The organism is Methylobacterium durans, from assembly GCF_003173715.1.
Lineage (GTDB): Bacteria > Pseudomonadota > Alphaproteobacteria > Rhizobiales > Beijerinckiaceae > Methylobacterium > Methylobacterium durans.
Genome location: NZ_CP029550.1, coordinates 6,659,256 through 6,685,343, shown reverse-complemented (window position 1 = coordinate 6,685,343; position 26,088 = coordinate 6,659,256). Strand labels below are relative to the sequence as shown.

Below are 26,088 nucleotides of genomic sequence, written 5' to 3'. Positions count from 1 at the left end.
CGCACCATGCACAAGGTTTGGCTTCTCTTCGATCCGCGCCGCACCCTCGTGGCGCTCTTCACCTTCCTGTTCGTCCTGGCGCTGCTGATCCACTTCATCCTGCTCAGCACCGACCGGTTCAACTGGCTCGAAGGCCCGAAGAAGGCGGCGGCCGCGGCCACCCTGCAGATCGTGCCGCCGACCCCGGCGTGATCCGCACGGCCCGGGCGAGGCCGCGCCGAAGCCCGGACCCTGCACGAGACCAGCCGCGGACGGGGCCGCGCCGGGAGACCGGCACGCCCCGCCCGCTGCGACGACCGCGCCGTGACGGCCGATGCGCGCCGTGACGCCCGATACGGTCTTCGCTTCCAGCAAGCGGAGACCGTATCGGGCAGCCCGCGCGGCGTCTGAGCGAAGGCGAAATCCGCCATCCCGAAGGGATCAACCGGATTTCCTACGAGCCCCGGGAGGTTTCGCGATGGCGATGCTGAGTTTCGAGAAGAAGTACCGGGTCCGCGGCGGCACGCTCGTCGGCGGCGACCTGTTCGATTTCTGGGTGGGGCCGTTCTACGTCGGCTTCTTCGGCGTGACGACGATCTTCTTCTCCGTGCTCGGCACGGCGCTGATCCTCTACGGGGCGGCGATCGGCCCGACCTGGAACGTCTGGCAGATCAACATCGCGCCGCCCGACCTGAAATACGGGCTGGCGCTGGCGCCCCTGAAGGAGGGCGGCCTCTGGCAGCTCATCACCTTCTGCGCCATCGGCGCCTTCTGCTCCTGGGCGCTGCGCGAGGTCGAGATCTGCCGCAAGCTCGGCATCGGCTACCACGTGCCCTTCGCCTTCTCGGTGGCGATCTTCGCCTACGTGTCGCTGGTGGTGATCCGCCCGTTCCTGATGGGCGCCTGGGGCCACGGCTTCCCCTACGGCATCCTCTCGCACCTCGATTGGGTCTCGAACACGGGCTACCAGTACCTGCACTTCCACTACAATCCGGCGCACATGCTCGGCGTGTCGTTCTTCTTCACGACGACCTTCGCCCTGTCGCTGCACGGCTCGCTGATCCTCTCCTCCACCAACCCGCCTAAGGGCGAGGTGGTGAAGACGCCCGAGCACGAGGACACCTTCTTCCGCGACACGATCGGCTACTCGATCGGGACGCTCGGCATCCACCGCCTCGGCCTGTTCCTGGCCCTCTCGGCGGGCTTCTGGAGCGCCGTCTGCATTATCATCAGCGGACCGTTCTGGACCAAGGGCTGGCCGGAATGGTGGGGCTGGTGGCTCAATCTCCCGGTCTGGCGCTGAAGGGGGAGCCGACGCCATGGCGTATTACCAGAACATCTTCACGCAGGTGCAGGTCAGGCCGATCGATCCGGAGATGGGCGTGCCCGTCGCGGTCGACCGGCGCTGGGGCCGGCCGTTCCACAGCTACCTGTTCGGCCTGTTCGGCAACGCCCAGGTCGGCCCGATCTACGGCGGCTATCTCGGCGCCCTGTCGCTCGCCTGCGGGCTCATCGCCTTCGAGATCATCGGCCTCAACATGTGGGCCTCGGTGAACTGGGATCCCGTCCAGTTCGTGCGGCAACTTCCCTGGCTGGCGCTGGAGCCGCCGCGCCCGCAATACGGGCTCAAGGTCCTGCCCCCGCTCAACGAGGGCGGCTGGTGGCTGATCGCCGGCTTCTTCCTCACCGCCTCGATCCTGCTCTGGTGGGTGCGGCTCTACCGGCGGGCCCGGGCGCTGGGCCTCGGCACCCACGTGCCCTGGGCCTTCGCCTCGGCCATCTGGCTCTACCTCGTCCTCGGCTTCATCCGGCCGGTGATGATGGGCTCGTGGAGCGAGGCGGTGCCCTTCGGCATCTTCCCGCACCTCGATTGGACGGCGGCCTTCTCGCTGCGCTACGGCAACCTCTTCTACAACCCATTCCACATGCTCTCGATCGTCTTCCTGTACGGGTCGACGCTGCTGTTCGCCATGCACGGGGCGACCATCCTGGCGACGAGCCGCTACGGCTCCGAGCGCGAGATCGACCAGATCGTCGACCGCGGCACCGCCACCGAGCGCGCCGCCCTGTTCTGGCGCTGGACCATGGGCTTCAACGCCACGATGGAATCGGTCCACCGCTGGGCCTGGTGGTTTGCCGTCCTGACGACGCTGACCGGGGGCATCGGCATCCTGCTCACCGGCACCGTCGTGGACAATTGGTACCTGTGGGCGGTCAAGCACGGCGTCGCGCCGGCCTATCCCCATGTCTACGGCCCGATCGTCGATCCTCTGAGCGCGGCCGGAGGTGGCCAATGAAGACCCTTCTCTCCGTCGCGGGCGCAGTCGTCGCGCTGTTCCTCACCCTCGCGATGTTCGGCACGGCGGGCTGGGACCGGCCGCCGCTCGTCACGAGCCAGAACGGCTATCGCGGCACCGCGATGGCCCAGGTCGAGACGCGGGCCGACGCCCGCGAGGTCAAGGCCGCCAACCAAGCCCCCGAGCCCGCCGCACCGGCCGAGCCCGGCGACGACCTCGCGGGCAAGACCTACGAGAACGTCAAGGTCCTGCAGAACCTGACCACGAACGAGTTCAACCGCCTGATGGTCTCGATGACGGAGTGGGTCTCGCCCGAGCAGGGATGCACCTACTGCCACAACACCGAGAACATGGCCGACGACAGCCTCTACCAGAAGCGCGTCGCCCGGCGGATGCTGCAGATGACGCAGCACATCAACGCGACCTGGAAGGAGAAGCACGTCCACGAGGCGGGCGTGACCTGCTACACCTGCCACCGCGGCCAGCCGGTCCCGGCCAACATCTGGTTCACCGATCCGGGGCCGCAGGCCCGCTCAGGGTTCATCCCGCGCAACAACGGCCAGAACCTCGCCAAGGAATCGGTCGGCCTGTCCTCGCTGCCCTACGACACCCTGACCGAGTTCCTCGGCCAGAAGGCGATCGACAACAACGTCATCCGGGTGAACGCGACGACGGCGCTGCCGGAGGGCAAGGGCAAGCCGATCCAGGACGCGGAGAAGACCTACGGCCTGATGATGCACATGTCGCAGGGTCTCGGGGTCAATTGCACCTACTGCCACAACACCCGCGCCATCTCGAACTGGGGCGAGAGCACGCCGCAGCGCGTCTCGGCCTGGCACGGGATCCGGATGGTGCGCGACCTCAACGGCGACTACATGGAGCCGCTGCAATCGACCTTCCCGAGGAACCGCCTGGGCGCGCTCGGGGACGTGCCGAAGATCAACTGCACCACCTGCCACAACGGCGTGAACAAGCCCCTCAACGGCGCCCACGTGGTCGAGGCCTATCCCTCCCTGACCAAGTCCACGGAGATCGCCGCGACCGGGCCCGCACCGGCCGCGCCGGACGGCGGCGGGGCGGCGCCCACGGCCGTTCCGGCGACGCCCGCTCCCGCGACGCCCGCGCCGGCTCCGGCCGCACCCGCGCCGCAGCCCCCCGCGCCCAAGCCCTGAGCGCGACCTCGACGGGGAGGGCGGCCTCAAGTGCCCGCCCTCCCACGATCCGGGCAGGTCCAGGCACGATCCGGGCACAATCCGGGACCGCTGCCGCCGCGCCGTCCCAGGAAGGCCGCCTGATCCGGCCGGGCTCACGATGAACAAGCTCGGCCGCCCGACAATATTGGCGCTCGCGAATGCTTGGCCGTAGTGCCGGGCGCGAAGAAAAAGGCCGTCCGCTCAAATCCGCCACGATTGCCCTGCAACTACGCTCTCGTTTTCCCACATGACCGGTCGTGCCGACCTGGCTACAAGCGCGCGGGAGCGAGAGATGGAGCGGGATTTTGTTGAGGGGGCGTGACTCCACCGAAATCGTCTCGGCGTTGAGCCGGTGCCGTTCGGCGTTCATCGGCGTCGGTGTGATGAGCGGGCTGGTCAACGTGCTCTACCTGACCGGCTCGTTCTTCATGCTGGAGGTCTACGACCGCGTCATCCCGAGCCGCTCGGTGCCGACGCTGGTCGGCCTGATGGCCCTGGCGCTGGTCCTCTACGCCTTCCAGGGCCTCCTCGAGATGATCCGCTCGCGCATCCTGGCCCGGGTCGGCGCGGCGCTCGACGAGGCGCTCTCCGCCCGCGTCTTCGACCTCGTCGTGCGCGCGCCGCTGAAGGGCGCCACCCCCGGCGACGGCCTCCTGCCGCTGCGCGACCTCGATGCCCTGCGCGGCTTCCTCTCGGGCGCCGGGCCCGGCGCCTTCTTCGACCTGCCCTGGATGCCGATCTACCTCGTCATCTGCTTCCTGTTCCATCCCCTGATCGGCGTCGCCGCCATCGTCGGCGCCCTGGTGCTGGCCCTCGTCACCTACGTCACCGACCGCTCCACCCGCACCCCCGCCCAGGCCGCCACCGGCCATGGGCTTCGCCGCAACGGCCTGGCCGAGGCCGGCCGGCGCAACGCCGAGGTGCTGGCCGCGCTGGGCATGCAGGGCCGGGTCGGGGCCCGCTGGGCTAGCGCCAACCGCGACTACATGGAGGCCCAGCAGCGCGTCTCGGACGTGGCCGGCGGCTTCGGGGCCGGCTCCAAGGTCTTCCGCATGGCCCTGCAATCGGGCGTGCTGGCGCTCGGCGCCTGGCTGGTGATCAACAACATGGCCACCGCCGGCATCATCATCGCGAGCTCGATCCTGGTCTCGCGCGCGCTCGCCCCGGCCGAGCTGGCGATCGCCAACTGGAAGGGCTTCGTGCAGGCCCGCCAGGCCTGGGGCCGGCTCTCCGAGCTGCTCGCCCGCATCCCCGCCGTCAGCCAGCCCCACGCCCTGCCCGCGCCCACCCGCTCGCTGGCGGTCGAGGGGGTGAGCGTCGCCCCTCCCGGCGCGCCCCGCCTCGTGGTGCAGGACCTCTCCTTCGCCCTCCAGGCCGGCCAGGGGCTCGGGGTGATCGGGCCGTCGGCGTCGGGCAAGTCCTCGCTGGTGCGCGCCCTCGTCGGCGTCTGGCCGCCGGTGCGCGGCAAGGTCCGGCTGGATGGCGCCGCCCTCGACCAATGGTCGAGCGCCGATCTCGGGCCGCATATCGGCTTCCTGCCCCAGGAGGTCGAGCTGTTTGCCGGCACGATCGCGGAGAACATCAGCCGCTTCGAGGTCAGCCCCGACCCCGAGCACGTGATCGCGGCCGCCCGGGCAGCGGGCGTGCACGAGCTGATCCTGCGGCTCTCCGAGGGCTACGACACCCGCATCGGCGAGGGCGGGGCCGGGCTCTCGGCCGGCCAGCGCCAGCGGGTCGGGCTGGCGCGCGCGCTCTACCGCGAGCCGTTCCTGGTGATCCTGGACGAGCCCAACGCCAACCTCGACAACGAGGGCGAGAACGCGCTGACGCAAGCCATCCTGGGGGTGCGCCAGCGCGGCGGCATCTGCGTGGTGGTGGCCCACCGCCCGAGCGCGCTCGCCGCGGTGGATCTCGTTCTGATGATGGCGGACGGGCGCGCCCAGGCGTTCGGGCCCAAGGACGAGGTGTTCAAGCGGGTGCTGCGCCCGGCACCGGCCCCGGTGGCGGCCGAGCCACAGGCGCCGATGCCGCGGGCGATGGGGTTTGGAAGCGGTCCCGGCGGTAGTCAGGCCAGCGGTCAGGCAAGCGGCCTGGCAAGCGGCCTGGGAAGCGGCCAGGGCGGTCCCGGCGGCGGCCCGATGGGCGGTCCGGCCCAGCCGCCGGCCGGCCTGCAGGAGAGCGCGTGATGCTGGGCGAGCGCGTGATGCTGGGCGAGCGCGTGATGCTGGGCGAGCGCCGGATGCTGGGCGAGCGCGTGATGGGTGGGGCTGAGATGCGGGGGATCGTGAGATGTCGGTGAGCATGAGCCCGGGCCTGGCCGCCCCCGGCCTGATCGGCCCGCCGCGCCCGCGCGCGCTCGGCTCGATCCGGCGCCACCTGGCCCTGGCCATCGGCCTGTCGGCGGCCCTGATCGTCGGGGTCGGCGGCTGGGCGACCTTCACCCAGATCTCGGGGGCGGTGATCGCGCCGGGCCAGCTCGTGGTGGAGTCGGACGTCAAGAAGGTGCAGCACCCGACCGGCGGGGTGGTCGGCGAGCTGCGGGTGCGCGAGGGCCAGCGGGTCAAGGCCGGCGACGTGCTGATCCGGCTCGACGAGACCCAGACCCGGGCCAACCTCGACATCGTGCTCAAAGCCCTCGACGAATTGTCCGCGCGCCGCGCCCGCGACGAGGCGGAGCGGGACGGGGCGGGCCGCGTGACGTTCGGGCCCGAGCTGCTGGCGCGCTCCTCCGACCCGGCGGTGGCGCACCTGCTCGAGGGCGAGGGGCGGCTGTTTGCGGCCCGCGTGGCCGCGCGGGAGGGCCAGAAGGCGCAGCTGCGCGAGCGGGTGGCGCAGCTCGGCCAGGAGATCACGGGGCTGACCGAGCAGGCGGCGGCCAAGGACCGGGAGATCCGGCTGATCGGCTCGGAGCTGAAAGGGGTGCGCGAGCTGTTTGCCAAGAACCTGGTGCCGTTCTCGCGGGTGACCGCGCTGGAGCGGGACGCGGCGCGGCTGGAGGGGGAGCGGGGCCAGCTGATCGCCTCGACGGCCTCGGCGCGGGGCAAGATCACCGAGACGGAGCTGCAGATCCTGCAGGTGGACGGGGACATGCGCACGGAGGTGGGCAAGGAGCTCGCTGAGATCCGGGGTCGCTGGTCGGAACTCGTGGAGAAGCGGGTGGCGGCCGAGGACCAGTTGAAGCGCATCGACCTGCGCGCGCCCCAGGACGGGACGGTGCACCAGCTGGCCGTGCACACGATCGGGGGTCTGGTGGTGCCGAGCGAGCCGGCGATGCTGATCGTGCCGTCGGCCGACCAGCTGGCGGTGGAGGTGAAGATCCAGCCGCAGGACATCGACAACGTGCGGGTGGGCCAGGCGGCGGTGCTGCGCTTCCCGGCCTTCAACCAGCGGGTGACGCCGGAGATCGACGGGGTGGTGAGCCGGGTCTCGGCGGACGTGACGAGCGATCCGAAGACGGGGATGAGCTACTACGTGGCGCGGATCCAGGTGCCGGAGGAGCAGACGGCGCGGCTGGGGGGCTCGAAGCTGGTGCCGGGCATGCCGGTGGAGAGCTTCATGCAACTCGGCGAGCGCTCCGTGCTCAGCTACCTCACCAAGCCCCTCACCGACCAGATCGCCAAAGCCTGGAAAGAACGATAGCCGAGCCGAGAGCGGGGCGGACGCTCCGTCCCGCTCCGCGGCGGCTTGCCTCCGCGGGGCGAATCCTGATAAGGGAGCCGCCTTTCCGCGATGCGTCCGCTGCCATCGCCGGGGATGCCGCGAGGCGCTCCCGTTCCCGAGACTTGAACCGATAGGCGGCCGGGACCCTCCGCGCCGAGAGAAGACCGATGAAGATTCGCAACTCGCTGAAGTCGCTCCGCGGCCGGCACCGTGACAACCAGCTCGTGCGCCGCAAGGGCCGCGTCTACGTGATCAACAAGACCCAGAAGCGCTTCAAGGCCCGCCAGGGCTGAGGCGATCCGGCCCGCGGGCTTCACGGTCCGCGGGCGCCGCGATCCTGCGCGGCAAGCGAGCGCGTTGACGCGCGCGCCGGGGGCGCACAAGCTCTCCGGATGCTGCGCCTCCTTCCCCGATCTCCGGCGGCCGCCCTGGCTGTGCTGTTGGGCTCCGCCCTGTTGCCCGCCGCCGCGGCGCCGCCCGGCACGCTCTCGCGCGAGCCGCAGGCCGAGGATCGGGCCAAGCCTGACACCGCCAAGCCCGACACGGCCAGGCCCGAGGCGGCCAGGCCCAAGCCGCCTGCCAGCCTCGAAGAGCTGTTCGCGCGCCTGCGCGAGACCGAGGACGATGCCGAGGCGAAGGGCATCTCCAAGCTGATCGAGCGGCGCCTCGACCGGTCGGGCAGCGCCACCGCCGACCTCCTCACCGAGCGCGCCGGACAGGCGATGGCGTCCCGGGACTTCCCCCTCGCCGTCGAGCTGATGGACCGGGTGCTGACGCTCGAACCCGGCTGGTCCGAGGGCTGGAGCCGGCGGGCCAGCGTGTTCTGGCACCTCTCCGACAAGGCCGCGGCGATCGCCGACCTGCAGCGCGCCCTCGTGCTGGAGCCGCGCCACTACGAGGCCTGGGCGACGCTCGGCCGGGTCTATCTCTCGCTGGACGACAAGGTGCGGGCGCTCAGCGCCTTCCGCCGCGCCGCCGCCCTCTACCCGCGCATGGACAAGGTCCAGAGCTCGATCGAGCGGCTCGCCCCCGAGGTCGACGGCCGCGACCTCTGATGGGCTTCGCGCCGCAGGCGCTGGCCGTCCTCCTCGGCCTCGCCGCGGCCCTGATCGGCGGCGCGCTCGGCCTCGGCGCCGTCGCCAGCCTGCTCATCACGCTCCGTGCCGAGGCGCAATTTCCGCCCGCCGGGCCGTTCGTCCCGGTGCGGGGCGGGCGCCTCGCCGCGATCGAGGCCGGTCCGCACGAGGGGGCGCGCGCCACCGTGATCCTGCTCCACGGCGCCTCGGCGAACGCGGCGGAGCCGATGGAGGGCGTCGGCCGCCTTCTCGCGGCGCAGGGTTTTCGCGTGATCGCCTTCGACCGGCCGGGCTTTGGCTGGAGCGACCGCCTCGACGCCGCGACGCCCGCGGCGCAGGCGGCCGCCATCGCCGAGGCGCTGGAGCGGATGGGCGTCGGCCCCGCCATCGTGCTCGGGCATTCCTGGTCCGGCGCCCTCGCGGCGAATCTCGCGCTGGAGCATCCGGAGCGGGTGGCGGGCCTCGTCCTGGTCTCGCCGGTGGCCCTGCCGTTCCCGCAGCGCCCGGACCCGCCCTGGTACTGGCGGCTCGCCGCGCGGCCGCCCGTCGCATGGCTCCTCAGCCGGACTCTCGGGCCGCCCGTCGCGATGACCTACCTGGAGGGCGCGGCCAGGGCGGTATTCGCGCCGCAGCCGGTGAGCGCGGATTACCTGACGCGGGCGCGAGCCGCCCTCGTCCTGCGCCCAGGCACCCTGCTCTCCAACGTCCAGGACCTGATCGGCCTGCCCGCGGCGTTGGCGGAGCAGGGCCCGCGCTACGGCGCGATCCGGACGCCGACCGTGATCGTGGCGGGCGAGTCGGACCCGGTCGTGCGGACGAACCTCCAGGCCCGGCCCCTCGCGGAGCGGATCCCCGGCGCCGAGCTCGTGGTCCTGCCGGGCATCGGCCACATGGTCCACTACGTCGCCGCCGACGCCCTCGCGCGGGAGGTCGGCCGGATCGCCGGGCGGATCGCGGAGCGGCAGCCGGTGCCGGCGGCCGCTCCCTGAGCGCTCAGGCCCGCGCGGCGTGCTCGCGGGTCACGAAGGCGATGCGCACGAGGTTCGTCGCGCCCGGCGTGCCGAAGGGGACGCCCGCCACGACGATCACCCGGTCGCCGACTTCCGCGAAACGCTCGCGCACGGCGAACTTCGCGGCCCGGAAGGCCATGTCGTCGACGTCGCTCGCGTCGTTCGTGACGATCGGGTGCGTGCCCCAGGCCATGGCGAGGCGGCGCGCGGTCTCGCGCTTCGGGGTGAGCGCGATCACGGTGGCGTTCGGGCGCGAGCGGGCGAGGCGCAGCGCCGTCGAGCCCGAATGCGTCCAGGCCATGATCGCGTTGAGGCCGAGGGAACCAACCATCTGGTGGGCCGCCGCCGCGATCGCGTCCGAGGCTGTCGCCTCGGGCGCAGAGCGCTGCTGGGCGGTCAGGATGTCCCAGTAGAGCGCGTCCTTCTCCACCTGCTCGGCGATGCGGTTCATGGTGGCGATCGCCTCGACCGGGAAGGCCCCCGAGGCGCTCTCGGCCGAGAGCATCACCGCGTCGGCGCCCTCGTAGACGGCCGTCGCCACGTCCGAGACCTCGGCGCGGGTCGGCACGGGGGCGGTGATCATCGATTCGAGCATCTGCGTCGCGACGACGACGGGCTTGCCGAGGCGCCGCGCGCCGCGGGTGATCCGCTTCTGGACGCCCGGCACCTGCTCCAGGGGCATCTCGACGCCGAGGTCGCCGCGAGCGACCATGAGGCCGTCGGAGACTTCCATGATCTCGTCGAGGCGGGTCAGCGCCTGCGGCTTCTCGATCTTGGCCATCACCAGCGCCCGGCCGGCGGCCAGCGCCTTCACCTCGGCCATGTCCTCGGGGCGCTGCACGAAGGAGACGGCGATCCAGTCGGCCCCGGCATTGAGCCCGGCCTCGAGGTCCAACCGGTCCTTGTCGGTCATGGCCGGGACCGGGATCACCGTGTGGGGCAGCGAGACGCCCTTGCGGTTCGAGATGCGGCCGCCGACCTCGACGCGGGTCACGACGCGGCCCTCGCCCACCTCGGTGACGGTCAGGCGCAGCTTGCCGTCGTCGATGATGACGGAATGGCCGGGCTCCAGCGCGGTGAGGATCTCGGGATGGGGCAGGTAGACGCGATCGGCGTTGCCCGGCGTCTGGTCGCTGTCGAGGACGAAGCTCGCCCCGTTCGCGATCATGGCGCTGCCCTCCGCGAAGGCGCCGAGGCGCAGCTTCGGGCCCTGCAGATCGACGAGGATCGCGATCGGGCGCTTGGCCTCGCGCTCGATGGCGCGGATCACCTCGATCTTCTCGGGCAGCTTCTCGCGCGGCAGGTGGCTCATGTTGAGCCGGAACACGTCCGCACCCGCATGGAAGAGCTTCGTGATCATCTCCGGCGTGTCGGAGGCCGGTCCGAGCGTGGCGACGATCTTCGTGCGGCGTGAGCGTTTCAATCCGGCCTCCATCTAGGCAGCGCGAGCCCGGCGGTGCGTCGTGTCCGGCCGGTTGAGGGCGAGCGGCCACAAGCACCGGCCGGGCCCCCGCGTCAAGCGGCCGGGCCCGGCAATCGCCGTTTCACGGGGGAGGGGCGCGCCGGGCGCCGGCCCTCACGCCTTCGGGGGAAGCGGGAACAGGGTGACGAAGCGCTCCGCGAGTGCCCGGTCGCCATCGATCCCGAGCGCGCCGGCGAGGGCCTCGAAGGACTGGCCGCCGTAGACCGCCGCGGCGATGACGGGGGCGGGGCCCGTCAGCACGAGATCGGCGCCATCGACCGGGCCCCGGTCCACATGGATCGCCCCGTCCCGGAGGTGGGCGAGGAAGGTCTCGGCCCCGATGCGAAAGCCGATGCGGGCCGAGAGATCTCCGGCCCGCGCCGGGTCGAGCATGGTGCGGAAGGAGAGGAAGAGCGAGGTGGCGCTGAAGGGCAGCGTCGGGTCGTGCAGCGGCGAGCGCGCCGCCCAGCGGCCCAGGGCCTGGAAGATCGGCTCGCTCTCGTAGCCCCATGGCGTCAGCGCGTAGACCTGCGTTCCGGCGGGCGGCGGCAGCTTGCGGCGGACGAGGACGCCCACCGCCTCCAGCCCTTCGAGGCGCTGCGTCAGCACGTTGGCGCTGATGCCGGGAAGATCGGCGCGCAGATCGCTGAACCGCTTCGGGCCGAGCATGAGCTCCCGCATCACGAGGAGCGCCCAGCGCTCGCCCACCAGATCGAGGGCGTGCGCGGCCGCGCAGGCGTCGTCGTAGCGCCGCCCCGGCCGTGCCTCATCAGTTACTTTTTCTAACTTCATGGTTGCAATTTATAACCAAATCAGGCATCACGGTCAAACTTGGCCGTGGGGGCCGGGCATGAGCGAACGAGAGAGGGAATGCCGATGCCGCAGATGATCTTCGTGAACCTGCCCGTGCGCGACGTGGCCAAGTCGACGGCCTTCTACGAGGCGGTCGGCGCCACCAAGAACCCGAATTTCTCGAACGACGACGCCTCCTGCATGGTGTTCTCGGACGTGATCCACGCGATGCTCCTGAGCCACGCCTTCTTCGGCACCTTCACCACGAAGACGATTCCGGACGCACGGGAGACCTGCCAGGTCCTGATCTGCATCTCGCAGGAGAGCCGCGAGGCGGTGGACGCGATGGTGGCCCGCGCCGAGGCCGCGGGCGGGCGGCCCGATCCCGGCCCGAAGCAGGATTACGGCTTCATGTACGGCCGCAGCTTCGAGGATCCCGACGGGCACGTCTGGGAGATCAGCTGGATGGATCCCGTCGCGGCAGCCAAGGGCCCGGAGGCCTACGCGGCGGGCAACGGCTGAGGCGACATCGAACGGTCGCGCCGAATCGGGCACGATCGGCCGTCCACCGACGCGAAGAGAGGGAGTCCGCCATGTCCGAGAGCGCCAATACCTTCGTCTGGTACCAGCTCATGACGACCGACACGGGAGGCGCCGAGGCTTTCTACCGCGCCGTGGTGGGATGGGAGGCGCAGCCCTGGACGGGCGGCGGCGGGCCCTACACGATCCTCAGCGCAGGGGACCGCCCGGTCGCCGGCATCGCGCCGCTCGCCGACGAGGTGAGGGCGCAAGGGGGCCATCCGGGCTGGAGCGGCTTCGTCAGCGTGGCAGACGTCGACGCGGTCGCCGAGCGGGTGGTCGCGGCCGGCGGCGGCGTGCGGAAAGGGCCCGAGGATCTGCCCGAGGTCGGGCGCTTCGCCGTCGTCACCGATCCGCAGGGGGCGTTCTTTGTCCTCTTCCGGCCGAGCGGTCCCGCGATGCCGGAGGTCCCCGCCGCCACGCCCGGCCATTTCGGCTGGCACGAGCTCTTCGCGACGGACTGGGAGGCCGCCTTCGCCTTCTATGCCGGCTTGTTCAGCTGGACGAAGGACCGGGCCGTCGATCTCGGGCCGATGGGCACCTACCAGACCTTCGCGGCGAACGGGCGCGCGATCGGCGGCATGATGAACCGGCCGCCGGGCATGCCGGTCTCGGCCTGGGGCTACTACGTCACCGTTCCGGAGATCGACGCGGCCGCCGCCCGCGTCACCGAGCACGGCGGCAAGATCCTGATGGGCCCGCACGAGGTGCCGGGCGGCTCCTTCATCGTGCAGTGCATGGACCCGCAGGGCGCCTTCTTCTCGCTCGTCGCCGCGCGGCGGTGAGGGCGGTCACGGGGAGGGGGCGGTCACGGGGAGGGGGCGGCCGGCTGGTTCGGGTCGGTGAGCTGGATCGTCCAGCTCTTCTGCTCGCCGGTATCGACCTCGAAGAAGCCGTTGCGGTCGTAGCCGCGGGCAAGGCAATCCTCGACCCCGCGGATCGTGAACTCGGAATCCTTGGTGCACATCAGCGAGCGCCCGCTCCACTCGCCCCCGCGCGTGTAGTCCACCGCGAAGACGTAGTAGAAGCGGGCCGCGAGCGCCCCCTTCAGGAGCGTCTCGCAAGCCTTCGGCGTCAGATCCCACCAGCCTTCCGTGACCCAGCCCTGCGGGTCCCGGTAGCCCAGCGCGACGCCGACCTTGCTCGCCGTCAGGTTGCACATGCGCAGGTCCGCCCGCGCGGGCCCCGCGCCGAGGAGGCAGAGGGAGGCCGCGAGGGCGAGCCCGAGCGCTGCGCGGCCTGCGCTCACGGGCTCAGCCGACGAGGATGATGCGGCAATCGTTGACATTGGTGCGGGTGGGGCCGGGCTGGACGAGGTCGCCGATCGTCGCGAAGAAGCGCGTCGAATCGTTGTCGGCGAGCATCGCGGCCGGATCGAGGCCGGCCGCGCGGGCGCGCTCCAGGGTGGTGGCGTCGACGAGGCCGCCGGCCGGGTCGGTCGCCTCGCCGCGGCCGCCGTCGGTGCCGTCGGTGTCGGCCGCGATGCCGGCGATGCCGGGCTCGGCCTCCAGCGCGATGGCGAGCGCCAGCGCGTATTCCTGGTTCGGACCGCCGTGGCCCTCGCCGCGGATCGTCACGGTCAGCTCGCCGCCGGAGATCAGGGCCACCTTGCGCCCCTGCGCCTTCGCCTCGCGGGCGAGCCGCGCGTGCTCGGCCGCCACCTCGCGGGCCTCGCCCTCGAGGTCCGAGCCCAGCATGACCGGCTCGTAGCCGGCCTTCGCGGCGGCGGCGGCGGCGGCCTCCAGCGCGTCGATCGGCCGGGCGATGATGCGGTACTCGGCCCGCGCGAAGGCCGGGTCGCCCGCCTTCGGGGTCTCGTTGTTCGGGTCGTTCAGGAGGGCCTTGGCCGCCGCGGGCAGGGGGATGCCGCGGCGCTCGCAGATGGCGCGGGCCTCGGCCAGCGTCGACGGGTCGGGCACGGTCGGGCCGGAGGCGATCACGGCGGGATCGTCGAAGGGCACGTCGGAGATCGCGAGGGTGAGGATGCGCGCCGCGTTGCGGGCGGCCAATGCGAGGCGCCCGCCTTTGATCCGCGAGATGTGCTTGCGCACCGTGTTGATCTCGTTGATCGGCGCGCCCGAGCGCAGGAGGGCCCGGGTGATGGCCTGTTTCTCGGCGAGCGTCAGGTCGCCGGCCGGCGCGATCCAGTTGGCCGAGCCGCCGCCCGAGAGCAGCACCAGCACCTCGTCGTCCGGGCCGGCCTCGGTCGCGATGCGCAGCGCCTCCTTCGTCGCCTCGATGCCGGCGGCGTCCGGCACCGGATGCCCTGCCTCGACCATGCGGATCAGCGGCGCCTCCTCGCCGTAGCCGTGGCGGGCCACCGCGAGTCCGGTGATGCGGTCGGCCCCGAGCCCGTGCTCCTCGCGGTAGAAGCGGCTCGCCACCGCCGCCATGCTGCCGCCGGCCTTGCCGGCGCCGAGGATGACGAGGCGGCCCTTCGGCGGCGGCGGAAGGTGGGGCAGGAGGCAGCGCGCCGGGTGGGCGGCGGCGATCGCCTCCGTGAGGAACCCGTTGAGCAGGCTGCGCAGATCGGTCGCCCCGGTCTCGTTCGGGCTCCCGGTCGGGGCGGGCGTGGTGGCACTCATGCGGGCGTCCTCGCGCGTCGTGTCGTCTTCTTCTCGTGCGTCCTCGCCATCGCGCCCGCGTCAGCGAGGGGAGGGCGACGGGCCTCATGTTGCCGTGAGCGCACGATCCTTGATACGTGCTCTGCCCGAGCCTCGACCTGTCGGCAAGCTGGAAACGAACCGGATCCCATGCCCGTCCCGCATCCGCCCCATCCCGTCGAGACGGTGCCCGGCGATCCGGCCTGCGGGCTGCTCCTGGTCTGCGACCACGCCTCGAACTTCGTGCCGGAGGACATCGTCCTCGGCGTGCCGGAGGCGGAATTCGGCCGCCACATCGCTTACGACATCGGCGCGGCCGGGGTGACGCGGGCGCTCGCCCGCCATCTCGGGGCGCCAGCGATCCTCACCCGCTTCTCGCGCCTGATCATCGATCCGAACCGGGGCCGGGCCGACCCGACCCTGGTGATGCGGCTCTCGGACGGGGCAGTGGTGCCGGGCAACGCGCGGATCGACGAGGCGGGCAAGGCCGAGCGCGTCGCCCGCTTCTACGAGCCCTTCGACCGGGCGATCGACGCCGCCGTCGCCGCCGGGGAGGCGGCGGGCGCTGCCCCCGTCCTCGTCACCATCCACAGCTTCACGCCGTACTGGCGCGGCGTCGCGCGGCCCTGGCAGGTCGGCATCCTCTACGACCGGGACGACCGGTTGAGCGCGCCCCTCATCGCGGGGCTCAAGGCGGATCCGGCCGGGCTCACGGTCGGCGACAACGAGCCCTACGGCGGGGGATTGCCGGGCGACACGATCGACCGCCACGCCACGGCCCGCGGCCTGCCGAACGCCCTCGTCGAGATCCGCCAGGACCTGATCGCGGGCGAGGCGGGCCAGGCGGAATGGGCCGAGCGCTTCGCCAAGCTGCTGCGCCCGATCCTTCGCCCCGCCGCTTGACGCGGGCCCCCGCGCCGCCGACCTCAGCGGACACGCACACCAGGAGCTTCCCGAGATGTCCGAGATCGATCCGAAGACCCAGACGGAGCTGGAGGCCGCCGTGTTCCGGCGCCTCGTCTCCCACCTGCAGAACCGCCCCGACGTGCAGAACATCGACCTGATGAATCTCGCGGGCTTCTGCCGCAACTGCCTCTCGAACTGGCTGAAGGACGCCGCCGACGCGCGCGGCCTGCCGCTGACCAAGGACGAGAGCCGCGAGCAGGTCTACGGCATGCCCTACGACGCCTGGAAGGCGCAGCATCAGGCCGAGGCGACCCCGGAGCAGCAGGCCGCCTTCGCCAAGCGGCAGGCCGAGCCGCACTGAGAGCCTGTTTGAGCACCTCCGCCGGCCGTCCCCATCTGTCTCATGAGCCAACATGAATTCCGCCTGGCGGGGCGGAGTGGAGAGCAGATGTGGACGGACCGACATCGGACGCGTCATGAGTCGCGCCTGAAGGACATGGTGTTGCAGGCTGGCTTGGACGAGGTGGCCTGTTTTCTGAAACGAGCCGATCCGCCGGGCCGTCCAGAAGCGACAGCGGCGCGTCAAGTGCTGGCCGGGATCGCTTGGCACCTGCGGACGGGCGGAGGTTGGCGGGCATTGCCGGCCGGCTTTCCGCCCTGGCGCACGGTCTATGGCTGGTTCCGGCGCTGGATCGAGAAGGGCCTGTTCGAGAGCCTGATGCGGGCTCTGGCGCGCCGTCAGCGGCGGCGTTGCGGACGTCGGCCCGATCCACGGCTGGCGGTCATCGACACGCAAAGCGTCAAGTGCATCGGGGTCCGCGGGCCGCGCGGCTACGATGGTGCCAAGAAGCTGGTCGGGCGCAAACGCGTGGCTCTGGTGGATGCCCAAGGGCACGTCCTGGCGCTGGCTGTCGTGCCCGCCAACGTGCAGGATCGCGACACGCTGCCGGCGCTGGATGCGGGCAAGCAGACGTGGCCCAGCCTGCGTCTGGCTCTCCTCGACGGTGCCTTCACGGCCGAGCGCTGCCAAGAATGGTGCAACCTCCACGGCATGCGCCACCGCGTGGTCGAGAAGCAGCCGGACCAGAAGGGCTTCGTCGTGCTGGAGCGGCGCTGGGTCGTAGAGAGAACCTTCGGCTGGCTCAGCCACTGGGGTGGCCTGCTCCGTGAGCGCGCTGGTCGCCTCGACGTTGCAACGGGACGCCTCGCCTGCGTCGCCAGCCTCATGGCCGCCAACGCCCTCAACAATCCCGCCTGAAAACAAGACCTCAAACAGGCTCTGAGATCGAGGGCTAATCTCCCGGTAAGGTTGCTCGCCTACCACCCCGCGTGAGGCGCCGCGCGGCGCACCGATGAAAGGACTTTCGCAGACATGGCAGCCTCAGCAAGCCCGGCGGTCGACCCCTCCTCGGTCGCCGCCGACCAGCTCAAGAGCTTCATCGAGCGCATCGAGCGCCTGGAGGAGGAGAAGGCGGGCCTCGCCGGCGACATCAAGGACGTCTACGCCGAGGCGAAGGGCACCGGCTTCGACACCAAGGCCCTGCGCAAGATCATCTCCCTGCGCAAGAAGGACCACGCCGAGCGCCAGGAGGAGGAGGCGATCCTGGAGCTCTACATGCAGGCGCTCGGGATGGCGTAGGCGATCCCGCTCAGGGTCGACCGGCCTCGTCGGCGCGCACGAGGTCCCGCCACTGCAGCACGAGGCGCTCGAAGGCGGCGACATCCTCGGGCGCGAGGCGGCCGAGCGTGCGCGCCACGTAGGCCTCCTGCGCCGCGATGCCCCGCGAGGCTAGGGTGGTCCCCGCGGGCGTGAGATGCAGGGCGTGCGAGCGCCGGTCCCCGGGAATCGCCCGGCGCTCCACGAGCCCCGCCTCGACCAGCCGGTCGATCAGCCCCGACACGTTGCCCTTGGTCACGTAGAGGCGCGCGGCCAGTTCCTGCTGCGTCAGGCCCTCGCGCTCGGTCAGGGTCGACAGAACGTCGAATTGCGGGATCGAGAGGCCGATCTCGCGCAGTTCCGCGCCCACGGCGGCCGAGACGCGCCGGTTCAGCCGGATGAACCGGAACCAGACCCGGAGCGGATCGACGGGCTCAAGGTCGGCGGCCGGGGCTTGCTGGGCGGTGAGACGCGACATCGTGGCTTGCCTATAGCAGACCCGCGACGAGCCGGCAGCGGGTCCACCGGAGACAGCTGTGGGAGGTTTGGCGCGTACGTGGCCGACCAATGATGATCCTGGGCGCCACGCGCACCGGTTGCGGAGAGCGGCGCGGGTGGCGCCGGGAACAGCCCGGCTGTAAAGCTTGCCCCCCGCCCGTCCGCGACCCCGCGCGGCCCGCCTCAACGCCCGTCAGCCCCGGACGCCGAACCCGCCATCATGCGCCGCCTGCTCATCGAGGAACCCGTCACCCGCGCCGGCGGCCTGTCGCGGCAGGTGGCGTGGCTCGCGCTCCTCGTCACGGGGATCGCCCTCCTCGTCGTCCGCGACCCGCGGGCGGAGACGGTGCCCGCGCTCGCCACCCTCGGGAGCGGGCTGGCGCTCGCCCTGGTCTCGCTGGCGCTCGCGGCCTTCGCCTTCCTGCGGGTCTGGCGCGAGGGGGCGCGCGGCCTCGGGCCGGCCTTCGGCGGCCTGTTCCTGTCGCTCGTGATCCTCGCCTACCCGGCCTATGCCGGCCTCCGGGGCCTGCGGCTGCCGGCGATCAACGACGTCACGACCGACATCGAGAACCCGCCCGCCTTCTCGCGCTCGCGCACGGCCTTCGCCGCCCGCAACGGGCGCTACCCGGCCGATCCCGGACCGGCCGCGCGGGAGCGCCAGAGATCCGCCTACCCGCAGATCGCGCCGCTGACCCTCGACATCGACGTCGACCAAGCGTTCGAGCTCGCCCGGAAGGCGGCGATCAACCGGCGCTGGCAGATCGTCGAGGCGATCCGGCCCGGCGGGCGCATCGGCAACGGGCGCATCGAGGCGATCGCCCGCGGCCTCGTCCTGAACCTGCCGGACGACGTCACCGTGCGGGTGCATCCCCGCGCCGACGGCGCGCGCATCGACGTGCGGTCGGCCTCGCGGCTCCCCGGCCGCGATCTCGGCGTCAACGCCGACCGGATCCGCGCCTATCTCGACGAGGTCGCCAACCTCGCCATCGCGGTGAAGTAGGGGTCTTTCAGGCGCCGCGCGGACCGGCCGGGACCAGGCCGGCCCGATAGCGCCCCTGGAGCCGGGCCGGCCCGTCCGTGAGGACGAGGCCGCGCTCGACCAGATCCTCCAGATGGGCGAAGACCGAGAGGGCGGCCGCGCCCATCAGCGCCGGGTTGAGGCCCTGGTAGATCGCCTCGACGATGCTGCGGATGTCGGCCTCGCCCGCCGCCACCTGCGCCCGGATCGCGGTCTCGCGCTGGCGGCGGTGGGCGGCGAGCCCGCGCACGAAGCGGCGGGGATCGCGCACCGGCCCGCCGTGCCCCGGCCAGTAGATCGTTTCCGGGCGCTCGCGCAGCTTGTCGAGGGAGTCCATGTAGGCCCGCATCGAGCCGTCCGGCGGCGCGACGACGCTCGTCGACCACGCCATCACGTGGTCGCCCGAGAACAGGGCGGCCTCCTCCGGCAGGGCGAAGGCGAGGTGGTTCATGGTGTGGCCGGGCGTCTCGACGGCCACCAGCGTCCAGCCGGGGCCGGAGACCGTCTCGCCCTCGGTGAGTTCCCGGTCCGGACGGTGGAGCTTGTCGGCGCTGGCGTCGAGCATCGGCAGCTCGCCCTCGGCGAGCGAGCGGGCCGCCCGGTGCGGACCGCATCCGACGATCGGCGCACCCGTCCGCGCGGCGAGCAGGCGCGCGCCCGGCGAGTGGTCGCGGTGGGTGTGCGTCACCACGATCGCCTCGACGCTCTCGCCGGGCAGGCCGGCGAGCAGCGCCTCGACATGGCCCGCATCCTCGGGGCCCGGATCGATCACCGCGACGCGGCCGCGGCCGACCACGTAGGTGCAGGTACCGCTCGCCGTGAAGGGGCCGCCGTTCGGGGCGACGCGTCGGCGCACGAGCGGGCTCAGCGCCTCGATCGTGCCGGGAGCGGGCGGTGCCCCGTCGAAGGCCGGCTCGGCCTCGGGCCCGCCATTCGTCTCGTTCATGGATCGGGTCTCGACTTGATCGGGTCTCGGCTTGGGGCCCGCTCCGCCGGGCCCGCCTGTCCGGGCCGGACTACGACATCGGGCGGCTGCCGACAACGCGGCCCCGATCAGCGGGCGTAGGGCGAGGCCTCGACCACGCGGACCGGGCTGAGGCCGCCCCGCGCCTCCGCTGCCCGGGGGACGCCCTGAAAGCCTTCGCCGGCCGCGGCGACGCGGACGATGCCGGCGCGGTCCGCGGCCCGCATCGCCCTGCGGAAGGCGCGGATCTCCGCCTCCCGGCGCAGGATGCCGACCTTGTCCTCGATCGTGCGGGTGCGGGCGGCGGACAGCGTCCGGGCCTTGCGGAAATCGACGAGTTCGAGGACGCCGGAGCGGCTCTGGCTCACCACCGCCGCGGTGGTGCGCAGGGCGACGACGTCGCCGCGACGCAGGGTCGGGTCCTGCGCGATCGGCAGGGGCGCCGCGCCCCCCGGGGGCTGGCAGGCGCAATCCGCCACGCGCCGCCGGCGGTAGACGTTCGCAAAGGCCGCCCCGAGATAGGGCTGCCCCTTGAGGCTCACGGCCCGGTCGAGGTCGCTCTCGCGCGGAGCGAGCGTGTAGAGGCTGGTGGCGGCGCCGGGGCAGGCGGCGGCGCAGGCGGCCTCGTGAACGGGCAGGTCGCGGCGCGCGCCGAGATGGCCGAGCGGGAAGAGGAAGCCGTCGCAGGCGCGCACACAGACCGTGCGCGTGCCGGCGAGCGTAAGAGCCGCCGCCCGGTCGCGGCGGAGCGATGCGCGCCGGGGGTGTGCCGCTCGGATCCGGAGGTCCGCGAGGCGGTGGTGGGCCGGCGGCGCGAGGCGGCGGCTCGGGACCCCGCGCCCATCGGGCAGGTTCGCGTAGCGCCGGGGCTGCGGCATATCCGCGGCCAGCCGTGTCGGCGCCGGGCGGAACAGGTCCTCGAAGAAGCCGAGGAGGCCGTTGCGCTCGGAGGCCCGCACCAGGCTCGCGCTGATGATCACGGCGCCGATGCCGAGGATCAGTCCGGCCAGCGCCGTGCCGATCATCTGCCGGGGCGTACCCCCGGCCGCGGCGAACCGGCCCAGCCGCGCGCTGATAGACATGAGAACGCCCCCCGGCCGCGGCCGAATCGTCGAGCCGAGTCCGGCCAGAGCGCTGTTTAAGCAGCCCTCACCGCCCGTACAATTGCGGACGATCACGGATGGCAGGGGGAACAACAGATGAGGCGGAGGCCGGGATTTCGCAGAACCTGTGCCAAGACTGGACATCCGTGCCGCCGAAGACCGCTCAGGGCACGAAAAAGCCGCCCGCAGGCGGCTTCGACAGGGCTTAGTCCGTGCGCCCCCGGGGCGGCTGTCAGATCAGCGGCGCGCGTCCCTGCGGCCCCGCACCCGGACGGGCACCGGCACCGGCTGCGGCGACGGCATCGCGCCCTCGAGGAGGCGCGCGGCGCCCTTGAGGGCGGTCGAGGCGGCCTCGGCGAAACGCTTGGCGACGGCGGTGGCGAAATCTCTCATCTCAGAGCTCACGTTCAGGGCTCACACGGTGACGGCTCACGGTCACGGCTCACGTGAGCCGGGAACCGTCTACGAACGCGGTGCCGCCCGACCCTGTTCCGGGCCGGCCCACCGCGCGGTGCGGTTCGATGCGGAAGATGGGGGCTCGAACGGCGCCGTGCGAGGGAGGCGGGCGATGCGCCGCAGGGAGATCGGATCCGCGCGCAGCGAAGACCTCGGCCCTCCCGTCACCTGATCGGCCCCCGAGGAACTGTTCCGAAACCTTGACGTTATTGCCTTCAGAAGGTGACGGCTCAGCCCGCACCACGATCGAGAAGGAACACGCAAATGCTCGGATGGGCCGTTACGTTTCTTGTCGTGGCCCTCGTGGCCGCGCTCCTCGGCTTCGGCGGCATCGCCGGCACCGCGATGGAAGCCGCCAAGCTCGTCTTCTTCGTGGCGATCGTCCTGTTCGCGATCTCGGCCGTGATCGGCCTGATGCGGGGCCGTTCACCCACACTCTGAGGCGGCACGGCCGCCCGGCCGTTGCCTGAACAGGCCGCCCCGCCGATCGGACAGGGGCGGCCTTCGTTCATATCAGATCGGCTCGACGCTCGACGGGCCGCCCCGTGCACCGCTACGCGAACCCGCTCAGGCCTGATCCGGCTCGGAGGCGTCGAGCCGCGCGATCAGGTCGCGGAAACGGTCAGGGACCGGCTGCTGGAGAACCGCGTCGTACATGCTGCGCAGGTGATTTCCGATCCGCCGCTGCGTCTGCTCGTTCAGACCCGCGCGGTCCTGGCGCGGATCGGCCGCGCATCGGGCTCCGGAGGACGGCGCGCCCACGCGGCGCGCATCGTCCATTCGGCCCCGTCCCGGACCGTCCTCGGCACCACCATCATCGATCATCCACAAGGTCCCCTTGGCGCCGCATGGGGGCGCCGCCGCGATTGTTTTGCGGCTTGACATACGTCATGGCTGCAGCTGCAACGCCGTGGCATACAATCGGTTCCGCGTTGCCGGAACGGAGTCGGACCATCCGCGTTGGGGCGGAGGCTACCAGAAGAACGGCAAGGCCCAGGGGATCTAATGTCGACATCTCAACTCGTCGTGCAGCACCTGCCCTATCTGCGCCGCTATGCGCGCGCGCTGACGGGCAGCCAAGTCGCCGGCGACGCCTACGTGGCGGCCACGCTCGAGACGCTGGTGAACGAGCCCGAGACGCTCGGCCGGAGCGCCAACGTCAAGGCCGACCTGTTCCGCGTGTTCACCCGGATCTGGAACTCGCTCTCTGTGAACGGCCAGAGCGAGCAGGTGCAGCACGACCTGCCCGCCGAAGTCCGTCTCGGACAGATCACACCTCTGCCCCGCCAAGCCTTCCTGCTCTCCTGCCTCGAAGGCTTCTCCGAGGAGGATGCCGCCATCATCCTCGACGTCGACGTCTCGGAGGTGCGCGACCTCGTGGACGAGGCGGGCCGCGAACTCGCCGCTGACATGGCCACCGAGATCCTGATCATCGAGGACGAGCCCCTGATCGCCATGGATCTCGAGGCCCTGGTCGAGGGTCTCGGCCACAACGTGATCGGCGTCGCCCGCACCCGCACGGAGGCGATCAAGCTCGCCGGCGACAAGCGGCCGGGGCTGATCCTCGCCGACATCCAGCTCGCGGACGGCTCCTCGGGCCTCGACGCGGTCAACGACCTCCTCAAGACCTTCGAGGTGCCGGTGATCTTCATCACCGCCTACCCGGAACGCTTCCTCACCGGCGAGCGGCCGGAGCCGGCCTTCCTCATCGCCAAGCCCTTCCAGCCGGCCAACGTGTCGGCGGTGATCAGCCAGGCGCTGTTCTTCCAGCAGAGCGCCCGCCGCCGGGAAGCCCGCACCGCCTGACGCCGCGCCCGCCGGCAGCACGACGAGACCGACGAGCCCCGGCCGAAAGCCGGGGTTTTTCGTTTTGCGCGATCTTCTCGGCGGACGCTGGGCCGCGGTCCACTTGTGATGCACCGGAGCGACTTCGGGGAAAGCGGCCAAGAAAAAACGGGCCGGAGGGGATCCGACCCGTTCGAAGGTTCCGGCCAATGCACAAGGGGAATGCGGGGAGGACCAGGTGGCCGGGTGTCATGCTAACGGGCCGGGGCCTGCGCGGTTCCGCCAAGGCGCGCTTTTTCCCGATCCTGCGTCTTTCTCGCCACAGCCTCGCTGTGGATAGGAGCGGGGACCAGCCCCGATGCCCCACGTCGGCAGAGGTGAATACTCACTCAGAGCTAGACCTGGGCAGTTAAGGAACCAGTAACCCGCCACTCGCGTTGTCCCGACATCCTGTCAAGCTCCCATCGGAGATCGTGACGATGCTTCGGTCTGGCATCATCCTCGGCGTAGCGGGTCCGGCCGTCGTGCTGACGCTTCTCGTCCATCCGATGGTCCGCCAGACGGCGGATAGCTGGACATCGATCGCCGCACAGGCGCAGCCCATCGCCGTTCCGGCACCGGCCACGGTCGCCGTCCCCACCCAGGCGCCCCTCCCGGGCATGCGGCCCGTCTCGACGGCGCTGAGCCCGATCCGCGTCGCGACCGCGCCCCGGCCCGCCAACGCGACCCCGGCCCTGTCGCAGCCTCCGTCCACCGACGCGGGCGAGCCGGCCCCCGTGCGGCCCCGCCGCATGCGCGAAGGCTGCGAGGGCGCGCTGAGCTCCCTGGTCGGGCCCGAGGCGCGCCGCATGGTTCCCGGCCGCTGCATCGCCTGAGCCGCGCCCCGCCTCGACATCCACCCCGGCGTCAGCATCCGCACGAACGAGAAACCCCTCGCTGTCGGCGAGGGGTTTCTCGTTCGTGCCATCTGTTCGTGCCATCCGTGGGCCGAGGGTGAAGCCGCCCCCTCCGGGCCGGCGCCACCCTCCGCGAGATCGTTATTCGGCGCCGCCGCGGCCCGTCCCGGTCGACTGACCGCCCTTGCGGCCGGCGGACGATGCGAGTTCGCGGTCCTGCGAGAACGAGCGCTTCTCGGCCGGGACGCTGCGCCCGCCCTTGCTCGCGATCTCGCGCTGCCGCTCGAGATCCATCGACGCGAAACCTCGCTTCGAGGTCGAATTTCCAGTTGCCATCAGCGCCTCCTCAGGCTTTGCCTCACACCCGGATCAACCTTCACCAATAACCGATGGTTCCTCTGCTCAGCCTGCGTCACGAAAGCGGCAACCCGGAACCTGCCGATGCGTTGTGCGGGCATGACCGCGCGGCGCGGATATTCTGTTTCGTGCCGCGCAGTGCGGCCGGCGCACCGGGCAGCGCACAACGAAGCGACGAGGCGCGAGATCACGACATGACGAACCGCGAGATGGCCAAGGGCGCAGTCGGGACCGGGGCGAAGGCCGCCGAGGCTCCCGAGCCGAACCGGCAGCCGCTGCCCCCGATGCCCGCGCCGGAGGACAGCCCGACGCCCACCACCCGTGAGGAGCCGATCGACTCGCCCCAACCGAATGCCAGCATCAAGCGGTCTCCGCCGAGCGAGCGCCGGCCCGGCCTCGGCACCGACCGGACCTAGCGGGCGGCCCGCCGCGACGATCGCCCGAGCAGCAGGAGCCCGGCCGCGACCGCGAGGAGGGTCAGCAGGGCGGCAGCCGTCAGGATTCGGCGGACGAGGGGCGTGTAGATCCCGGTCGCCGCGTCGAAGCCGTAGCAGAGCAGCGTGAAGCGGTCGGTGAGATCGCCAATCCGGCCCTCGCCCGCCTCCACGATGGCGAGCCGCAGGTCGCGGCCGTTCAGCGCCAGCGGCGACAGGACTCGGGCGAGGCGACCGTCCGGCGCGAGGAGAAGCGCCGCGGCGGGATGGACGATCGCCTCGGCCTCGCGATCCGTGGTGAGGCTGTAGCCGAGCGCGCCCGTCAGCCGGTCGATCGCGGCCCGGTCGCCGACGAGAGCCCGGAACCCTTCGCCGAGGGCATCGCCCGCGCCGTCACGGGCGAGGAGGGCGCGGGCCGCGGCCGGGCCGTCCCGCGGATCGAGACCGACGAGGATGAGCCGAACGTCGACGCCCGGGCGCAATCCCGTGGCCTGCAGCGCGGCGGCGGAGAGCGAGACCATCGGGTCGCAGACGTTCCCGCAGGTGTAGTCGACGGGCAGGAGCAGGGCGGGGTGCCCGCCGATCTCCGCCCCGAGGCTCGTCGGGTGCTCGCGTTCCGCCTCGACGAAGGCGAGGTCGAGGGGCGCGCGCGCTCCCGCCGACGGCGCCACGGCAACGGCCGACATCTCGGCCCGGCCGAGGCGGGCCGCGACCGGGAGCGGCAGGAAGCCGGCAAGCGCGAGCAGGCACGCCAGCGCACGGGACGCGGCCGATCGCGGAGGCGGGACGGCGCCGCTGCCCGGTGCGGCGGCCTCTGGACAAGCCGCGCGCAACCCGCATGGATACGGGCGTTTGCCGATCGTATCGAACGGACCGTCCAACCTTGGCGCCTCCCGGAGCGAAATCATGACCCTCGACGCCGAGGTCCTGTCCCTACGGCAAGTGCCGCTGTTTCGCGAGGTGGAGCCGGCCCGCCTGAAGCTCCTCGCCTTCACGAGCGAGCGCGTCCATTTCGAGCCCGGCCAGCGCTTCTTCTCGCAAGGGGATGTCGCCGACGCGGCCTACCTGATCCTGGAGGGCAGCGCCGCCGTCTCGATCGAGGGCGCGCAGGGACCCTTCCGGCTGGCGCTGCTGACGGAGAACGCCCTCGTCGGCGAGATGGGCATCCTCGCCGATCAGCCGCGTTCGGCCACCGTCACGGCCGAGACCGCGACGACGGCCCTGCGCGTCGACCGCGGCGTCTTCCTCGAATTGCTGAGCCAGTTTCCGCAGATCAGCATCGCGGTCATGCGGGAACTGGCTCTGCGCCTGGAGCAGACCAACCAGGCGCTCGCCCAGAGCCGGGGCTGACGGCGATTCGCCG

General features: G+C 71.8%; 32 protein-coding genes. 21 read left to right on the top strand and 11 right to left on the bottom strand.

The genetic code is table 11. From position 1 onward, the window contains the following. Positions 1-6: 6 nt before the first annotated feature. From pufA to DK389_RS31370, 9 genes are all read left to right on the top strand, one after another. On the top strand, positions 7-192 hold the full coding sequence (gene pufA / locus DK389_RS31410) for a light-harvesting antenna LH1, alpha subunit (protein WP_109895715.1): 186 nt from the start codon (positions 7-9) through the stop codon (positions 190-192). 265 nt (positions 193-457) lie between these two features. Further along, entirely contained in the window at positions 458-1,282 is an 825-nt protein-coding gene (pufL, locus tag DK389_RS31405) for a photosynthetic reaction center subunit L (RefSeq protein WP_109895713.1), read from the top strand. A 16-nt stretch (positions 1,283-1,298) separates the two neighbouring features. Further along, positions 1,299-2,276, top strand: coding sequence for a photosynthetic reaction center subunit M (gene pufM, locus DK389_RS31400; RefSeq protein ID WP_109895711.1), 978 nt, complete (start codon positions 1,299-1,301; stop codon positions 2,274-2,276). Then, on the top strand, positions 2,273-3,448 hold the full coding sequence (gene pufC, locus DK389_RS31395) for a photosynthetic reaction center cytochrome PufC (protein ID WP_109895709.1): 1,176 nt from the start codon (positions 2,273-2,275) through the stop codon (positions 3,446-3,448). The genes pufM and pufC overlap by 4 nt, the downstream gene beginning before the upstream one ends. Positions 3,449-3,774: 326 nt before the next feature. Continuing rightward, a complete protein-coding gene (locus DK389_RS31390; protein ID WP_109895707.1) occupies positions 3,775-5,655 on the top strand; it encodes a type I secretion system permease/ATPase in 1,881 nt (626 codons plus the stop codon). A gap of 115 nt (positions 5,656-5,770) precedes the next feature. Beyond that, entirely contained in the window at positions 5,771-7,108 is a 1,338-nt protein-coding gene (locus DK389_RS31385; RefSeq protein WP_418292090.1) for an HlyD family type I secretion periplasmic adaptor subunit, read from the top strand. Positions 7,109-7,296: 188 nt separating this feature from the next. Continuing rightward, positions 7,297-7,422, top strand: coding sequence for a type B 50S ribosomal protein L36 (ykgO, locus tag DK389_RS31380; protein WP_003601867.1), 126 nt, complete (start codon positions 7,297-7,299; stop codon positions 7,420-7,422). Between the two features lie 99 nt (positions 7,423-7,521). Then, positions 7,522-8,184 (top strand): tetratricopeptide repeat protein, encoded by a 663-nt coding sequence (locus DK389_RS31375; protein ID WP_109895703.1) that lies wholly within the window; start codon positions 7,522-7,524, stop codon positions 8,182-8,184. Further along, complete coding sequence (locus DK389_RS31370) at positions 8,184-9,194, top strand: alpha/beta hydrolase (RefSeq protein WP_109895701.1); 1,011 nt, start codon at positions 8,184-8,186, stop codon at positions 9,192-9,194. The genes DK389_RS31375 and DK389_RS31370 overlap by 1 nt, the downstream gene beginning before the upstream one ends. A gap of 4 nt (positions 9,195-9,198) precedes the next feature. Here DK389_RS31370 and pyk read toward each other — a convergent pair whose 3' ends face one another. Together pyk and DK389_RS31360 are read right to left on the bottom strand one after the other, a co-directional pair. Continuing rightward, positions 9,199-10,638 carry a pyruvate kinase gene (gene pyk, locus DK389_RS31365; protein ID WP_109896997.1) on the bottom strand — a complete coding sequence of 480 codons (1,440 nt, stop codon included), beginning with the start codon at positions 10,636-10,638 and terminating at the stop codon, positions 9,199-9,201. 153 nt (positions 10,639-10,791) lie between these two features. After that, a complete protein-coding gene (locus tag DK389_RS31360) occupies positions 10,792-11,469 on the bottom strand; it encodes a winged helix-turn-helix transcriptional regulator (RefSeq protein WP_109895699.1) in 678 nt (225 codons plus the stop codon). An 84-nt stretch (positions 11,470-11,553) separates the two neighbouring features. On the opposite strand from DK389_RS31360, the gene DK389_RS31355 reads away from it, so the two are divergent. Together DK389_RS31355 and DK389_RS31350 are read left to right on the top strand one after the other, a co-directional pair. After that, the gene (locus DK389_RS31355) at positions 11,554-11,991 is read left to right on the top strand and encodes a VOC family protein (RefSeq protein WP_109896996.1); all 438 of its coding nucleotides are present in this window, start codon (positions 11,554-11,556) and stop codon (positions 11,989-11,991) included. A gap of 71 nt (positions 11,992-12,062) precedes the next feature. Further along, entirely contained in the window at positions 12,063-12,833 is a 771-nt protein-coding gene (locus DK389_RS31350; RefSeq protein ID WP_109895697.1) for a VOC family protein, read from the top strand. Positions 12,834-12,856: 23 nt separating this feature from the next. Here DK389_RS31350 and DK389_RS31345 read toward each other — a convergent pair whose 3' ends face one another. Together DK389_RS31345 and DK389_RS31340 are read right to left on the bottom strand one after the other, a co-directional pair. After that, complete coding sequence (locus tag DK389_RS31345; RefSeq protein ID WP_109895695.1) at positions 12,857-13,336, bottom strand: DUF1036 domain-containing protein; 480 nt, start codon at positions 13,334-13,336, stop codon at positions 12,857-12,859. Next, complete coding sequence (locus tag DK389_RS31340) at positions 13,302-14,633, bottom strand: glycerate kinase type-2 family protein (RefSeq protein ID WP_109895693.1); 1,332 nt, start codon at positions 14,631-14,633, stop codon at positions 13,302-13,304. The genes DK389_RS31345 and DK389_RS31340 overlap by 35 nt, the downstream gene beginning before the upstream one ends. A 168-nt stretch (positions 14,634-14,801) precedes the next feature. Between DK389_RS31340 and DK389_RS31335 the strand changes: the two genes are divergently transcribed. The 4 genes from DK389_RS31335 to DK389_RS31320 all read left to right on the top strand — a co-directional run bounded on the left by DK389_RS31335 (position 14,802) and on the right by DK389_RS31320 (position 17,196). Next, the gene (locus tag DK389_RS31335; protein ID WP_109895691.1) at positions 14,802-15,554 is read left to right on the top strand and encodes an N-formylglutamate amidohydrolase; all 753 of its coding nucleotides are present in this window, start codon (positions 14,802-14,804) and stop codon (positions 15,552-15,554) included. A 55-nt stretch (positions 15,555-15,609) separates the two neighbouring features. Continuing rightward, a complete protein-coding gene (locus DK389_RS31330; RefSeq protein ID WP_109895689.1) occupies positions 15,610-15,918 on the top strand; it encodes a DUF1244 domain-containing protein in 309 nt (102 codons plus the stop codon). 87 nt (positions 15,919-16,005) lie between these two features. Further along, complete coding sequence (locus DK389_RS31325) at positions 16,006-16,815, top strand: IS5 family transposase (protein WP_109895009.1); 810 nt, start codon at positions 16,006-16,008, stop codon at positions 16,813-16,815. Between the two features lie 114 nt (positions 16,816-16,929). Beyond that, positions 16,930-17,196: a DUF2312 domain-containing protein gene (locus tag DK389_RS31320; protein ID WP_109895687.1), complete on the top strand. Its 267-nt coding sequence runs from the start codon at positions 16,930-16,932 to the stop codon at positions 17,194-17,196. A 10-nt stretch (positions 17,197-17,206) separates the two neighbouring features. Here DK389_RS31320 and DK389_RS31315 read toward each other — a convergent pair whose 3' ends face one another. Further along, positions 17,207-17,692, bottom strand: coding sequence for a MarR family winged helix-turn-helix transcriptional regulator (locus tag DK389_RS31315; RefSeq protein WP_109895685.1), 486 nt, complete (start codon positions 17,690-17,692; stop codon positions 17,207-17,209). Between the two features lie 240 nt (positions 17,693-17,932). Here DK389_RS31315 and DK389_RS31310 point away from each other — a divergent pair, with 240 nt between their 5' ends. Further along, positions 17,933-18,712, top strand: coding sequence for a DUF1499 domain-containing protein (locus tag DK389_RS31310; protein ID WP_109895683.1), 780 nt, complete (start codon positions 17,933-17,935; stop codon positions 18,710-18,712). Positions 18,713-18,719: 7 nt separating this feature from the next. Here the strand turns inward: DK389_RS31310 and DK389_RS31305 are convergent, their stop codons facing one another. The 3 genes from DK389_RS31305 to DK389_RS33295 form a co-directional block, all read right to left on the bottom strand. Continuing rightward, positions 18,720-19,676: an MBL fold metallo-hydrolase gene (locus DK389_RS31305; protein WP_109895681.1), complete on the bottom strand. Its 957-nt coding sequence runs from the start codon at positions 19,674-19,676 to the stop codon at positions 18,720-18,722. A 107-nt stretch (positions 19,677-19,783) separates the two neighbouring features. Next, positions 19,784-20,776: a DUF2865 domain-containing protein gene (locus tag DK389_RS31300; protein ID WP_236960472.1), complete on the bottom strand. Its 993-nt coding sequence runs from the start codon at positions 20,774-20,776 to the stop codon at positions 19,784-19,786. A 258-nt stretch (positions 20,777-21,034) separates the two neighbouring features. Beyond that, positions 21,035-21,190 (bottom strand): hypothetical protein, encoded by a 156-nt coding sequence (locus DK389_RS33295; protein WP_162560981.1) that lies wholly within the window; start codon positions 21,188-21,190, stop codon positions 21,035-21,037. 327 nt (positions 21,191-21,517) lie between these two features. On the opposite strand from DK389_RS33295, the gene DK389_RS31295 reads away from it, so the two are divergent. Beyond that, positions 21,518-21,694, top strand: coding sequence for a DUF1328 domain-containing protein (locus DK389_RS31295; RefSeq protein ID WP_003599466.1), 177 nt, complete (start codon positions 21,518-21,520; stop codon positions 21,692-21,694). 126 nt (positions 21,695-21,820) lie between these two features. On the opposite strand, the gene DK389_RS31290 is transcribed toward DK389_RS31295, so the two are convergent. Continuing rightward, a complete protein-coding gene (locus tag DK389_RS31290; protein WP_109895679.1) occupies positions 21,821-22,033 on the bottom strand; it encodes a NepR family anti-sigma factor in 213 nt (70 codons plus the stop codon). A gap of 225 nt (positions 22,034-22,258) precedes the next feature. Here DK389_RS31290 and DK389_RS31285 point away from each other — a divergent pair, with 225 nt between their 5' ends. Together DK389_RS31285 and DK389_RS31280 are read left to right on the top strand one after the other, a co-directional pair. Beyond that, the gene (locus tag DK389_RS31285; protein ID WP_109895677.1) at positions 22,259-23,059 is read left to right on the top strand and encodes a response regulator; all 801 of its coding nucleotides are present in this window, start codon (positions 22,259-22,261) and stop codon (positions 23,057-23,059) included. A 458-nt stretch (positions 23,060-23,517) separates the two neighbouring features. Next, the gene (locus tag DK389_RS31280) at positions 23,518-23,913 is read left to right on the top strand and encodes a hypothetical protein (RefSeq protein WP_109895675.1); all 396 of its coding nucleotides are present in this window, start codon (positions 23,518-23,520) and stop codon (positions 23,911-23,913) included. A 162-nt stretch (positions 23,914-24,075) separates the two neighbouring features. Here DK389_RS31280 and DK389_RS31275 read toward each other — a convergent pair whose 3' ends face one another. Continuing rightward, on the bottom strand, positions 24,076-24,270 hold the full coding sequence (locus DK389_RS31275; protein WP_109895673.1) for a con-10 family general stress protein: 195 nt from the start codon (positions 24,268-24,270) through the stop codon (positions 24,076-24,078). Positions 24,271-24,485: 215 nt separating this feature from the next. Here DK389_RS31275 and DK389_RS31270 point away from each other — a divergent pair, with 215 nt between their 5' ends. Continuing rightward, positions 24,486-24,707, top strand: coding sequence for a hypothetical protein (locus DK389_RS31270; protein ID WP_194075142.1), 222 nt, complete (start codon positions 24,486-24,488; stop codon positions 24,705-24,707). Here the strand turns inward: DK389_RS31270 and DK389_RS31265 are convergent. Next, positions 24,704-25,606 (bottom strand): thioredoxin domain-containing protein, encoded by a 903-nt coding sequence (locus tag DK389_RS31265; RefSeq protein ID WP_236960470.1) that lies wholly within the window; start codon positions 25,604-25,606, stop codon positions 24,704-24,706. The genes DK389_RS31270 and DK389_RS31265 overlap by 4 nt on opposite strands. A gap of 25 nt (positions 25,607-25,631) precedes the next feature. Between DK389_RS31265 and DK389_RS31260 the strand changes: the two genes are divergently transcribed. After that, entirely contained in the window at positions 25,632-26,075 is a 444-nt protein-coding gene (locus tag DK389_RS31260; protein ID WP_109895671.1) for a Crp/Fnr family transcriptional regulator, read from the top strand. Positions 26,076-26,088: the final 13 nt, after the last annotated feature.

Bases quoted from the DNA above. Each gene is read 5' to 3' on its own strand.
- DK389_RS31330 (WP_109895689.1), top strand. From the start codon at position 15,610: ATGTCCGAGATCGATCCGAAGACCCAGACGGAGCTGGAGGCCGCCGTG.
- DK389_RS31295 (WP_003599466.1), top strand. From the start codon at position 21,518: ATGCTCGGATGGGCCGTTACGTTTCTTGTCGTGGCCCTCGTGGCCGCG.
- ykgO (WP_003601867.1), top strand. From the start codon at position 7,297: ATGAAGATTCGCAACTCGCTGAAGTCGCTCCGCGGCCGGCACCGTGAC.
- DK389_RS31360 (WP_109895699.1), bottom strand. From the start codon at position 11,469: ATGAAGTTAGAAAAAGTAACTGATGAGGCACGGCCGGGGCGGCGCTAC.
- DK389_RS31355 (WP_109896996.1), top strand. From the start codon at position 11,554: ATGCCGCAGATGATCTTCGTGAACCTGCCCGTGCGCGACGTGGCCAAG.
- DK389_RS31320 (WP_109895687.1), top strand. From the start codon at position 16,930: ATGGCAGCCTCAGCAAGCCCGGCGGTCGACCCCTCCTCGGTCGCCGCC.
- pufM (WP_109895711.1), top strand. From the start codon at position 1,299: ATGGCGTATTACCAGAACATCTTCACGCAGGTGCAGGTCAGGCCGATC.
- pufL (WP_109895713.1), top strand. From the start codon at position 458: ATGGCGATGCTGAGTTTCGAGAAGAAGTACCGGGTCCGCGGCGGCACG.
- DK389_RS31290 (WP_109895679.1), bottom strand. From the start codon at position 22,033: ATGGACGATGCGCGCCGCGTGGGCGCGCCGTCCTCCGGAGCCCGATGC.
- DK389_RS31370 (WP_109895701.1), top strand. From the start codon at position 8,184: ATGGGCTTCGCGCCGCAGGCGCTGGCCGTCCTCCTCGGCCTCGCCGCG.
- DK389_RS31350 (WP_109895697.1), top strand. From the start codon at position 12,063: ATGTCCGAGAGCGCCAATACCTTCGTCTGGTACCAGCTCATGACGACC.
- DK389_RS31305 (WP_109895681.1), bottom strand. From the start codon at position 19,676: ATGAACGAGACGAATGGCGGGCCCGAGGCCGAGCCGGCCTTCGACGGG.
- pufC (WP_109895709.1), top strand. From the start codon at position 2,273: ATGAAGACCCTTCTCTCCGTCGCGGGCGCAGTCGTCGCGCTGTTCCTC.
- DK389_RS31340 (WP_109895693.1), bottom strand. From the start codon at position 14,633: ATGAGTGCCACCACGCCCGCCCCGACCGGGAGCCCGAACGAGACCGGG.
- pufA (WP_109895715.1), top strand. From the start codon at position 7: ATGCACAAGGTTTGGCTTCTCTTCGATCCGCGCCGCACCCTCGTGGCG.
- DK389_RS31335 (WP_109895691.1), top strand. From the start codon at position 14,802: ATGCCCGTCCCGCATCCGCCCCATCCCGTCGAGACGGTGCCCGGCGAT.
- DK389_RS31285 (WP_109895677.1), top strand. From the start codon at position 22,259: ATGTCGACATCTCAACTCGTCGTGCAGCACCTGCCCTATCTGCGCCGC.
- DK389_RS31315 (WP_109895685.1), bottom strand. From the start codon at position 17,692: ATGTCGCGTCTCACCGCCCAGCAAGCCCCGGCCGCCGACCTTGAGCCC.
- DK389_RS31345 (WP_109895695.1), bottom strand. From the start codon at position 13,336: ATGTCAACGATTGCCGCATCATCCTCGTCGGCTGAGCCCGTGAGCGCA.
- DK389_RS31275 (WP_109895673.1), bottom strand. From the start codon at position 24,270: ATGGCAACTGGAAATTCGACCTCGAAGCGAGGTTTCGCGTCGATGGAT.
- DK389_RS31300 (WP_236960472.1), bottom strand. From the start codon at position 20,776: ATGTCTATCAGCGCGCGGCTGGGCCGGTTCGCCGCGGCCGGGGGTACG.
- DK389_RS31280 (WP_109895675.1), top strand. From the start codon at position 23,518: ATGCTTCGGTCTGGCATCATCCTCGGCGTAGCGGGTCCGGCCGTCGTG.
- DK389_RS31385 (WP_418292090.1), top strand. From the start codon at position 5,771: ATGAGCCCGGGCCTGGCCGCCCCCGGCCTGATCGGCCCGCCGCGCCCG.
- DK389_RS31260 (WP_109895671.1), top strand. From the start codon at position 25,632: ATGACCCTCGACGCCGAGGTCCTGTCCCTACGGCAAGTGCCGCTGTTT.
- DK389_RS31325 (WP_109895009.1), top strand. From the start codon at position 16,006: ATGTGGACGGACCGACATCGGACGCGTCATGAGTCGCGCCTGAAGGAC.
- DK389_RS31310 (WP_109895683.1), top strand. From the start codon at position 17,933: ATGCGCCGCCTGCTCATCGAGGAACCCGTCACCCGCGCCGGCGGCCTG.
- DK389_RS31375 (WP_109895703.1), top strand. From the start codon at position 7,522: ATGCTGCGCCTCCTTCCCCGATCTCCGGCGGCCGCCCTGGCTGTGCTG.
- DK389_RS33295 (WP_162560981.1), bottom strand. From the start codon at position 21,190: ATGAGAGATTTCGCCACCGCCGTCGCCAAGCGTTTCGCCGAGGCCGCC.
- DK389_RS31270 (WP_194075142.1), top strand. From the start codon at position 24,486: ATGACGAACCGCGAGATGGCCAAGGGCGCAGTCGGGACCGGGGCGAAG.